Here is a 10,786-nt window from a genome sequence, read left to right as displayed (position 1 = left end):
TTCGCGGGTCAATCTTGCCCGCCGTCAGGCAGAAACTCCACTTATCGCGCTGTTCAGATTTGCGGGACCAGCTCAGAGTTCTTCGCAGATCTTTGCGTCACCAGGCGTTTAGCTTAGGGGCTACTACAAGATTCGGTAGGTGGCTAAAGCCAACTTGAGGCCCTAGGATTCGGCCGCCTTCCCCGCCGATTATCATCGACGAACAGAAGTGAACGCAAGCGCACGGGAAATCGCTGCCCGCAGCGCCCGTGAGCACCTTCCCCTTAGAGAGTGTAGTGCCATGTCCGAACAACCTCTGCCGACACTCCCGATGTGGCGCGTCGATCACATTGAGCCGTCTCCCGAGATGTTGGCGCTACGCGCCAACGGTCCGATCCACCGGGTGCGTTTCCCGTCCGGGCACGAGGGTTGGTGGGTGACAGGCTACGAGGAGGCCAAGGCGGTGCTGTCGGACGCGGCGTTCCGGCCGGCGGGAATGCCGCCGACGACGTTCACCCCGGATTCGGTGATTCTTGGTTCGCCGGGGTGGCTGGTCTCGCACGAGGGGGACGAGCATGTCCGGTTGCGCACGCTGGTGGCGCCGGCCTTCAGCAGCCGCAGGGTGAAGCTGCTGGCGCAGCATGTCGAGGCGGTCGCTGCGCAGTTGTTCGAGAACCTGGCGGCGCAGCGCCAGCCCGCCGACTTGCGGCGCCACCTCTCCTTTCCGCTTCCTGCCATGGTCATCAGCGCGCTGATGGGCGTGCTCTACGAGGATCACGCCTTTTTCGCCCGGCTGTCCGACGAGGTGATGACGCACCAGCACGAAAGCGGCCCGCGCAGCACGTCGCGCCTGGCCTGGGACGAACTACGCGCCTACATCCGCTGCAAGATGCGGGACAAACGCCAAGATCCGGGCGACAATTTGCTGACGGATCTGCTCGCGGCGGTCGACCATCGCGAGGCGACCGAAGAAGAAGCGATCGGCCTAGCGGCGGGCATGCTGGTGGCGGGGCACGAGAGCACCGTCGCTCAAATCGAATTCGGCCTGCTGGCCATGTTCCGACATCCGCAACAGCGCGAACGCCTGGTCGGCGATCCATCCCTGGTGGATAAGGCGGTGGAGGAAATCCTGCGCATGTACCCGCCGGGGGCGGGCTGGGACGGCATCATGCGCTATCCGAAGACCGACGTGACCATCGCGGGCGTTCATATTCCCGCGGAGAGCAAAGTGCTCGTCGGCTTGCCGGCAACGTCGTTCGACCCGCGCCATTTCGACGAACCGGAAATCTTCGACATCGGACGCGAGGAAAAGCCGCACCTGGCGTTCTCCTACGGGCCGCACTCCTGCATCGGCGGGGCGCTCGCCAGACTGGAACTCAAGGCGGTGTTCGGTTCGATCTTCCAGCGCTTTCCCGCGCTGCGCCTGGCCATGGCGCCCGAAGAACTGAAGTTGCGCAAAGAGATCATCACTGGCGGGTTCGAGGAGTTCCCGGTGCTCTGGTGATGTGCGGACGCCGCTGAGGAATCGCGATCGCCTCCGCGATTTGCCGGCGCGCCTGCGGCGCACCGTTCAGATCAGCCAGCCAACAGGGTAACCAAGATGGACGTGCAAGAAACCACGGCAGCATGCCGCGACGCCTTCGCCGAACTGGCGTCGCGGGCGTGGATCAACGACCCGTATCCGTTCATGCGGTGGTTACGCGAGCATGATCCGGTGCATCGCGCGGCGTCGGGCCTATTTCTGTTGAGCCGCCACGCTGACATCTACTGGGCGCTCAAGGCAACGGGTGATGCGTTTCGGGGACCAGCGCCGGGCGAACTGGCGCGCTATTTTCCGCATGCGGCGACCAGCCTGTCGCTTAATCTGCTAGCCTCCACGCTAGCGATGAAGGACCCACCTGCGCATACGCGTCTGCGCCGGCTGATCTCGCGCGATTTCAACATGAGCCAGATCGACAACCTGCGGCCGAGCATCGCGCGCATCGTCGCAGCGCGCCTCGACGTCATGGCGCCCGCGCTGGAGGGCGGGGAGGTCGTGGACCTGCATCGGGAATTCGCGCTGGCATTGCCCATGCTAGTCTTCGCCGAACTGTTTGGCATGCCCCAGGACGACATGTTCGGGCTCGCCGCCGGCATCGGCGCCATTCTGGAAGGCCTGAGCCCGCACGCCAGCGATGCCCGGCTCGCCGCGGCGGACGTGGCCAGTGCCAGAGTGAAGGCCTACTTCGGCGGTCTCATACAGCGCAAGCGCACGGATCCCCGACACGACATCGTGTCGATGCTGGTCGGTGCACACGACGATGATGCCGACACGCTGTCGGATGCGGAGTTGATCAGCATGTTGTGGGGTATGCTGCTGGGTGGCTTCGCCACCACTGCTGCGACCATCGACCATGCGGTCCTGTCGATGCTGGCGTATCCCGAACAGCGGCACTGGCTGCAGGGAGACGCCATGGGGGTAAAGGCATTCATCGAAGAAGTCCTGCGCTGCGATGCGCCCGCCATGTTCAGCTCCATTCCGCGCATCGCCCAGCGCGACATCGAATTGGGCGGCGTGGTGATCCCGAAGAACGCGGACGTGCGCGTGCTGATCGCGTCCGGCAATCGCGACCCTGATGCCTTCGCCAATCCCGACCGCTTCGATCCCGCGCGGTTCTACGGCACCAGTCCTGGCATGTCGACGGACGGGAAGATCATGCTGAGCTTCGGCCACGGCATCCACTTCTGCCTCGGTGCGCAACTGGCCCGGGTGCAGTTGGCCGAGAGTTTGCCGCGGCTTCAGGCGCGCTTCCCCACGCTGGCATTGGCCGAGCAGCCGATCCGGGAGCCCTCCGCGTTCCTGAGGACGTTCCGCGCGCTGCCGGTGCGGCTGCGTGCGCCGGGGGGTGAGATGTGCGTCGTGGTCGACCAGGATCTGTGCGGAACCAGCGGACAGTGCGTGCTGACGCTACCGGGCACCTTTCGCCAGCGCGAACCAGACGGCGTGGCCGAAGTGTGTGGGGCGACAGTCCCGCAGGCGCTGCACGCCGCCGTGCGGCTGGCAGCGAGCCAGTGCCCGGTCGCCGCCATTCGGGTCATCGAAAGCGAAGCTGGCGATGACGAGCGCGCCAGCACCAACAGTGCACCTACTCCGGCGGAGGCCCAGCGGCTTGCCGCGAGAGACCAATGCAATTCAGGAGGACACGATGGGACGGTTTGAAGGCAAGGTGGCCGTGGTGACCGGCGCCGGCGCCGGTATCGGCAAGGCATGCGCCCTCGCCATCGCGCGCGAGGGCGGCAGAGTGGCGGTCGCCGACATCGATGGCTCGGCGGCCATCGCCTGCACCGCGCAAATCGCGGCCGAGGCGGGCCACGCACTGGCCCTGGCCACCGACATCGCTGAGGCGCAGGCGGTGGCAGCGCTGTTCGAGACGGCGGAGCGGCACTTCAGTGGGGTCGACCTGCTGGTGAACAACGCGGGCGCCATGCATCTGACTCCGCGCGACCGCGCGATCCTCGACCTGGACCTGGCGGTCTGGGATCAGACCATGGCGACCAATTTGCGCGGGACGTTGCTCTGCTGCCGGCAGGCCATCCCACGAATGATCGCCCGCGGCGGTGGCGCGATCGTCAACATGTCGTCGTGCCAGGGGCTCAGCGGTGACACCGCGCTGACGTCGTACGCCACGTCGAAGGCGGCGATGAACATGCTATCGGCCTCGCTCGCCACCCAGTACGGTCATGCGCAGATCCGCTGCAACGCGGTTGCGCCGGGTCTCATCATGACCGAGCGTCTCCTCGCCAAGCTGGACGAGCGCATGCAACAACATCTGCGCCGGCACCAGCTCCTGCCGCGCGTCGGTCGCCCCGAGGACGTGGCCGCGCTGGTGGCGTTCCTGCTCTCCGACGATGCAGCGTTCATCACCGGCCAGGTCATGTGCATCGACGGCGGCATGCTGGCGCATGTGCCGACGTACGCCGACGGTGGCAACAGCCGCGCCGCGCGGCCCACCGGCGAGACCACCGAAGCGGCCGCGTCGCCGTGCTGCTGATGGACATGCTGCTCAATCCGCTGAACCGTCGGCATCGGCTCCGGCACGACATCCCGGTCGTGCCCGGCGCTTTCCCCTTGGTCGGGCATCTTCCCGCCATCGTCTGCGGCCTGCCGCGCCTGCTGCGGCACGCGGAACGGACCCTGGGCAGCCACTTCTGGCTGGATTTCGGCCCTGCCGGACACCTGATGACCTGCATGGATCCGGATGCGTTCGCACTGCTCCGGCACAAGGACGTGTCCACGGCGCTGATCCAAGAGATCGCGCCCGAATTGTTTGGCGGAACGTTGGTCGCCCAGGACGGCGCCGCGCACCGGCAGGCGCGCGATGCGATCCAGCCGGCGCTCCTGCCCATGGGGCTGACCCGGGCTGGCATCGGCGAGCTGTTCGCGCCCATCATTCAGGCGCGGGTGCAGAGGTGGCGCGACCGCGGCGACGTAACCATCCTGCGCGAAACCGGCGATCTGATGCTCAAGCTCATCTTCAGCCTCATGGGAATCCCCGTGCAGGACCTGCCGAAATGGCGTCGCAAGTACCGGCAACTGCTGCAGTTGATCGTCGCGCCCCCGGTCGACCTGCCCGGACTGCCCTTGCGGCGCGGCCGCGCCGCCCGCGACTGGATCGATGCGCGGTTGCGCGAGTTCGTCCGCGACGCACGCGAACGTGCCGCGCGCACCGGGTTGATCAACGACATGGTGAGCGCCTTCGATCGCAGCGACGATGCGCTATCCGATGACGTCCTGGTCGCCAATCTTCGCTTGCTTCTGCTTGGTGGTCACGACACCACCGCCTCGACGATGGCCTGGATGGTGATTGAGCTGGCACGGCAGCCTGGGCTGTGGGACGCCCTGGTCCAGGAGGCGCAACGCGTGGGCGCGGTGCCGACCCGGCACGCGGACCTGGCGCAGTGTCCGGTCGCCGAGGCGCTGTTCCGCGAGACGCTGCGCGTGCATCCGCCGACGCCGCTCCTTGTGCGTCGCGCAGTGCGTGAATTGCGACTCGGCCAACGGCGCATTCCCGCTGGCACAGATCTGTGCATCCCGGTGCTGCATTTCTCGACCTCGGCGCTGCTGCACGAGGCGCCTGATCAGTTTCGCCTGGCGCGGTGGCTGCAACGCTCCGAGCCGATCCGGCCGGTGGACCTGCTGCAATTCGGTACCGGCCCACACGTATGCATCGGCTACCACTTGGCGTGGCTGGAACTGGTGCAGTTCTGCATCGCCTTGGCACTGACCATGCACGAGGGCGGGGCGCGGCCGCGGTTGCTGAGCGGCGTCGAAAAAGGCCGGCGCTATTACCCGACCGCACATCCGTCCATGACTATCCGCATCGGATTCTCATGAGCGGGGTCGCATGCTCCTGTGGCGAGGCAGCGGCGCCGGCGACGTGCGGCATTGCTGCACTGGGCACGGTGCCCCGCGGCGGCTCGCTGTGAGGGGACAAGGACATGAACAACATGCAGACCGGTTCCACGCCACAGGACGACAGAACTGGTGATTCCGTGCTCGGCGGATTGGGCGCGCAGGTGCGCAGCGCATCCGGCGAGCTGCCGCCCGTGATCTGGATGCAGGACAGCGCAAAGCGGGTCGAACAGGTGCTAGCGCGTCTTCTCTGCGCCGAACATCACGGTGAGACCGAGCTGATGGCGGCGATGCGCTACGCCACCTTGCATGGCGGGAAGCGCACCCGCGCCTTGCTCTGTCTGGCTGCCGGCGCACTGGCCGACACGCCGGCGCACATGCTCGACGACGTCGGCGCTGCTATCGAGATGATGCATGCCTGTACCCTGGTCCACGACGATCTGCCCGCGATGGACGACGACGTGCTTCGCCGCGGTCTTCCGACCGTGCACGTCAAGTTCGGCGAAGCTACCGCGATCCTGGTCGGCGATGCGCTGCAGGCGCACGCCTTCCTGACCCTGGCGAGCCTGGATGCACCGGGCGACAACCGTATCGCGCTCGTGCGCGAACTGGCGCAGGCGGTGTCAGCCGAGGGTGCCGCAGGCGGGCAGGCCATGGATCTGTCGCTGGTTGGAAAGCACGTCGAGCTGGACAGGATCGTGGCGATGCACCGGATGAAGAGCGGAGCGCTAGTGCGCGCGTCCGTTCGCATGGGCGCGTTATGCGCTGTCGCGGAGGATGCCGCGCACGGTGCGCTGTACTGTGCGCTCGATCACTACAGCGCCTGTTTCGGCCTGGCGTTGCAGGTGATCGACGACATTCTCGACGTGACAGCGGATACCGCGACGCTGGGCAAGACCCCCGGCAAGGACGCGGCGGCGCAGAAGCCGACCTGCGCGTCGATCATGGGACTGCGGGCAGCACGTCAGTTCGCGCTGGATCTGTTGCGCGATGCCGGGGAGTCCATCGCGCCGCTGGGGCCGCGTACGGAACGGTTGGCACAACTCCTACAGCGGGCCAACGCGTATCTGTTCAGGCACACGCCATGCGCATGAGCGTGCTCGTCCGAATGGAGTCGCCCTGTGCCGCTGCGATCAGCGGGCGGCAGCGGTGCATGCTGCGCTGTGTCCGAGTCCGCGGCGCCGATTGCAGCGGTTGGGCCGCGCGCAAGCCTATGCGGCGGACCGGCGCCAGCATCGGGGGGCGCGCCGAAGCAGGGCCGTCCGGCGCTGGCTATGCGAGGGGCCTGCGGCGACATGCGCGGCGTCTGCCCGTCCCGGTTCTCGTCAACCGTCTGCAAAAGGAACATCCCCCGTGAACGCGTTGTTCGAACAGATCCTTTCCGAATTGCGCCTCCTGCTGAGCGAAATGAGCGATGGCGGCAGCGTCGGTCCGTCTGTTTACGACACGGCGCGAGCGCTGCGCTTCCACGGCAACGTCACCGGTCGGCAGGACGCATACGCGTGGCTCATCACGCAGCAACAGGCTGACGGCGGATGGGGAAGCGCGGACTTCCCGCTGTTCCGCCATGCGCCCACGTGGGCAGCGTTACTGGCATTGCAGCGTGCCGGTCCGCTTCCCGGTGCTGCCGACGCAGTCCAGGCTGCGACCCGGTTCCTCCAGCGCCAACCCGATCCCTACGCGCAGGCGGTCCCGGAAGACGCGCCGGTCGGTGCGGAGCTGATCCTGCCGCAGTTTTGCGGTGAGGCTGCATCCTTGCTGGGGGGCGTAGCGTTTCCCCGCCATCCAGCGCTGTTGCCGTTGCGGCAAGCGTGCCTGGTCAAGCTTGGGGCGGTGGCGATGTTGCCGAGCGGCCATCCGTTGCTGCACTCTTGGGAAGCCTGGGGGACGTCGCCGACCACCGCATGCCCGGATGGCAACGGCAGCATCGGCATCAGTCCGGCGGCCACTGCCGCCTGGCGTGCGCACGCCGGGACACGGGGGAGCACGCCGCAGATGGGGCGCGTCGACGCGTATCTGCAGATGGCATCACGGGCGACGCGCAGCGGCATCGAAGGTGTCGTTCCCAACGTCTGGCCGATCGATGTGTTCGAGCCATGCTGGTCGCTGTACACCCTGCATCTCGCCGGACTGTTCGCGCATCCCGCGCTCGCTGAAGCGGTCCGCGTCATCGTCGCGCAGCTCGACGCCCGTCTGAGCGTGCGCGGTCTGGGGCCTGCCTTGCACTTCGCGGCTGATGCGGACGACACCGCCGTTGCGTTGTGCGTCCTGCACCTTGCAGCCCGCGACCCGGCGGCCGATGCGTTGCGCCGTTTCGAAATCGGCGATCTGTTCGTCACCTTCCCCGGCGAGCGCAATGCCTCGGTGTCGACCAACATCCATGCCCTGCATGCGTTGCGATTCTTGGGAAAGCCCGCCGCGGGCACAAGCGCGTACGTCGAGGCCAATCGCAACCCGCACGGTCTATGGGACAACGAAAAATGGCACGTTTCGTGGCTGTATCCCACCGCACATGCGATCGCTGCGCTGGCGCAAGGCAAGCCACAGTGGCGGGACGAGCGCGCGCTGGCGGCGCTACTGCAGGCGCAGCGCGACGACGGGGGCTGGGGCGCCGGTCGCGCGTCCACATTCGAGGAAACCGCGTACGCGCTGTTCGCATTACATGTGATGGACGGGAGTGAAGAGGCGACAGGGCGCCGGCGCATCGCGCGGGTGGTGGCACGTGCGCTGGAGTGGATGCTCGCCCGCCATGCGGCGCATGCATTGCCGCAGACGGCGCTGTGGATCGGCAAGGAATTGTATTGCCCCACCCGGGTCGTGCGCGTGGCCGAACTCGCTGGGTTGTGGCTGGCGCTCCGTTGGGGGCGGCGCGGTCTGGCCGGGGGAGCAAGAGCGGCGCCATGATGCAGACCGAGCGCGTGCTGCAGCAGGTGCTGGAGTGGGGGCGTTCCCTGACCGGGTTCGCCGACGAGCATGCCGTGGAAGCGGCCAGGGGCGGCCAGTACATCCTCCGGCACATCCACCCGAGCCTGAGCGACACCAGCGCCCGCACCGGTCGCGATCCGCAGGACGAAACGCTGATCGTTGCGTTCTATCGCGAACTGGCGCTGCTGTTCTGGCTCGACGATTGCAACGACCTTGGCCTGATCGCGCCGGAGCAGCTCGCCGCCGTGGAGCAAGCGCTGGGGCAGGGCGAGCCGTGCTTGCTCCCCGGATTCGAGGGTTGCGCTGTGCTGCGCGCTTCGCTGGCCGCGCTCGCCTACGATCGTCGCGACTATGCTCAGCTTCTCGACGATACCCAGCGCTACTGCGCGGCGCTGCGCGCGGCGCATGCGCACGCGGCAGGGGCGGAACGCTGGTCCTACGCCGAGTACCTGCACAACGGCATCGATTCGATTGCCTACGCGAACGTGTTCTGTTGCCTGTCGTTGCTGTGGGGGCTGGACATGGCGACCTTGCGCACGAGTCCGGCGTTTTGCCAGGTCCTGCGGCTCATTTCCGCGATAGGGCGCCTGCAGAACGATCTGCATGGACGCGACAAGGACAGGTCAGCCAGCGAAACCGACAACGCGGCGATCCTGCTGCTGCAGCGCTATCCAGCGATGCCTGTGGTAGAGTTCCTCAACGACGAGCTGGCCGGCCATACGCGCATGCTGCACCAGGTGATGGCGGAAGAACGCTTTCCGGCCCCGTGGGGACCTTTGATTGACGCCATGGCGGCCATCCGCACGCAGTACTACCAGACCTCGGCCATCCGGTACCGCAGCGATTCTGCGGGGGCAGGCAACCGTACGCCGGCCTGAACGCGCGGAAGGCGGCGGCGTGCGCGCTGCCGCGGTCCGATCCGACGCAACTCCGTCGCCCGATGCGGGGGGGTGGAGGGCGACCGCGACTGGCGCGGCGTCCTCGCGCAGATCGCTAGCGCCACGCGCAGCGTTGGGGGTGCCGATTTGGCGAAGGCCGCCACCCGCCTCGCCGCGGACATCGCCGGGCAGGCGGCCGCTCGGCCTTTGAAGTGGCTGCCAACTTCCACCCGACTTGAGGAATCGAGAACGGACTGGAGCAGCTCCAACTGTGGCCGTAGCGTGGGCGCGCCAGTTCTTGCTGGCAGATCTACGTGCTAACCAGCAGGCGCCGTGGCGATCGTGCGGAACGTCGTGGCACCGACCCCAGGGGCTGCTCCAACGCGGCTCCTGCGGTCGTCCGTCCCGTGATGTCGGGAAGTGCACCAATTTCCAGAGAAACTAATGTTTTCTTGGGCACTTAACCGGCAGATAGCTGACCGACGGTGCAGGCCGTGACCGACGCTATGGCATCGCCTCCTTGGCACAACGGGCCCGCTTCGCTCAAGGCCGCAGCTGGGCTGCCGTTCTCTTCATCTTTGTCAAGCGCGCGCCCTTCTGCAGCAGTCGATCAGCGCGCCTGCCGCACCGCTGGCAAGGCGTTCGTGGTCGACGATTCTAAGACGGATCAGCTTCGGGCACGGCCACCGAAACTGATATCGCAGCCATGTTCAGGAGCGGGTGCTTACCGTGCTTGAAAAGCCGCTGTTCCTCATTGCTTGACACTGGCTCGGACAGGCCGCTAATCGTCAGGCTTCAGAAGGGCAACTTCCAGACGAAATAGAGAAACGCAGCAATTGCTCCCCAGAAAAGTATGCCGCGGAAGATAAAAGCGACCGCCATGTTAATCGCCATTTTGCCCAAGCCGCTCCGCCATGGCGATTGCATCGATCGCGTCTGCCAGCCCTTCTAAGAAAATCCGATACCACGCATCATCATCTGGAAGGTCCCACTCTCGTAGACTGCCGACATAACGGGTCAGAGCAATAACGCCCGCGATCGTGGTTGGCCTCGAACGGATGAGCACATTCACTTGCTCCCCGAGAGCATGGTTCCTTTGACAGCTGATTTGGTCGGCGGCATCAAACTCGGGCCCCTCATCGAGCTTCGCCGATACGGACAGGGCCGCCTCGTAATGCGCCGACAGCTCGCGATGACGCTCGATCACTACGAAGATTAGATCCCGATCGGCTGTAGTAGTCGACTGGACGGAAATTTTCGGCGATGACAATGTTGGCCCCAAGCAAGTAGCAGGGCTACGTTAGCATCGCGGCCACGATGATAATCAGCGTAGAGAGTCCTTATCTGCGGTATTTCTGCTCGATCGGCTTCGCATTCAGGCGAGGTTACCGGTTCCATTGGCAGCTCGAGAAGTTTCGCGGACCAGGGCACGCGCGTTACTCGCCGGAAAACGGCTCCGCTCCAGCTGTTCACGAGCTATGCAGAATTCTGGGTGACGAGGTGATCAGGCGGCGTGGGTTGCCGGCATTTGGATGACCTCGATGCCATCGTTGAATCTGACACCTGCGATGATCTTCGGCAACTGATTTGTGCCTTTGAGCCGCCGCCAGGT

At 66.0% G+C, this 10,786-nt stretch carries 8 protein-coding genes; 7 read left to right on the top strand and 1 reads right to left on the bottom strand.

The window, feature by feature from the left end; all coding sequences use genetic code 11:
• Nucleotides 1-280 precede the first annotated feature (280 nt).
• The 7 genes from D6B98_RS38945 to D6B98_RS38910 all read left to right on the top strand — a co-directional run bounded on the left by D6B98_RS38945 (nt 281) and on the right by D6B98_RS38910 (nt 9,174).
• Nucleotides 281-1,483, top strand: coding sequence for a cytochrome P450 (locus D6B98_RS38945; protein WP_126262172.1), 1,203 nt, complete (start codon nt 281-283; stop codon nt 1,481-1,483).
• A 96-nt stretch (nt 1,484-1,579) separates the two neighbouring features.
• Complete coding sequence (locus D6B98_RS41775; protein WP_126262171.1) at nt 1,580-3,178, top strand: cytochrome P450; 1,599 nt, start codon at nt 1,580-1,582, stop codon at nt 3,176-3,178.
• Nucleotides 3,165-4,010, top strand: coding sequence for an SDR family oxidoreductase (locus tag D6B98_RS38935; RefSeq protein WP_126262170.1), 846 nt, complete (start codon nt 3,165-3,167; stop codon nt 4,008-4,010). Before D6B98_RS41775 ends, D6B98_RS38935 begins: the two co-directional genes overlap by 14 nt.
• Nucleotides 4,010-5,353: a cytochrome P450 gene (locus D6B98_RS38930; protein WP_126262169.1), complete on the top strand. Its 1,344-nt coding sequence runs from the start codon at nt 4,010-4,012 to the stop codon at nt 5,351-5,353. The genes D6B98_RS38935 and D6B98_RS38930 overlap by 1 nt, the downstream gene beginning before the upstream one ends.
• A 113-nt stretch (nt 5,354-5,466) precedes the next feature.
• Complete coding sequence (locus D6B98_RS38925) at nt 5,467-6,465, top strand: polyprenyl synthetase family protein (protein ID WP_126262174.1); 999 nt, start codon at nt 5,467-5,469, stop codon at nt 6,463-6,465.
• A 259-nt stretch (nt 6,466-6,724) separates the two neighbouring features.
• On the top strand, nt 6,725-8,275 hold the full coding sequence (locus D6B98_RS38915) for a hypothetical protein (protein ID WP_126262173.1): 1,551 nt from the start codon (nt 6,725-6,727) through the stop codon (nt 8,273-8,275).
• Nucleotides 8,272-9,174: a terpene synthase family protein gene (locus D6B98_RS38910; RefSeq protein ID WP_126262168.1), complete on the top strand. Its 903-nt coding sequence runs from the start codon at nt 8,272-8,274 to the stop codon at nt 9,172-9,174. Before D6B98_RS38915 ends, D6B98_RS38910 begins: the two co-directional genes overlap by 4 nt.
• A gap of 883 nt (nt 9,175-10,057) precedes the next feature.
• Here the strand turns inward: D6B98_RS38910 and D6B98_RS38900 are convergent.
• Nucleotides 10,058-10,381: a hypothetical protein gene (locus D6B98_RS38900; protein ID WP_235884942.1), complete on the bottom strand. Its 324-nt coding sequence runs from the start codon at nt 10,379-10,381 to the stop codon at nt 10,058-10,060.
• Nucleotides 10,382-10,786: the final 405 nt, after the last annotated feature.

This window comes from Bradyrhizobium sp. LVM 105, from assembly GCF_003957705.1.
GTDB classification, from domain to species: Bacteria; Pseudomonadota; Alphaproteobacteria; order Rhizobiales; family Xanthobacteraceae; genus Bradyrhizobium; species Bradyrhizobium frederickii.
The sequence above is the reverse complement of the archived record's forward strand: the minus strand, read 5'-3'. Positions and strand labels throughout refer to the sequence as shown.

Coding starts and splice junctions, on each gene's coding strand:
- D6B98_RS38945 (WP_126262172.1), top strand. CDS start 281: ATGTCCGAACAACCTCTGCCGACACTCCCGATGTGGCGCGTCGATCAC.
- D6B98_RS41775 (WP_126262171.1), top strand. CDS start 1,580: ATGGACGTGCAAGAAACCACGGCAGCATGCCGCGACGCCTTCGCCGAA.
- D6B98_RS38935 (WP_126262170.1), top strand. CDS start 3,165: ATGGGACGGTTTGAAGGCAAGGTGGCCGTGGTGACCGGCGCCGGCGCC.
- D6B98_RS38930 (WP_126262169.1), top strand. CDS start 4,010: ATGGACATGCTGCTCAATCCGCTGAACCGTCGGCATCGGCTCCGGCAC.
- D6B98_RS38925 (WP_126262174.1), top strand. CDS start 5,467: ATGCAGACCGGTTCCACGCCACAGGACGACAGAACTGGTGATTCCGTG.
- D6B98_RS38910 (WP_126262168.1), top strand. CDS start 8,272: ATGATGCAGACCGAGCGCGTGCTGCAGCAGGTGCTGGAGTGGGGGCGT.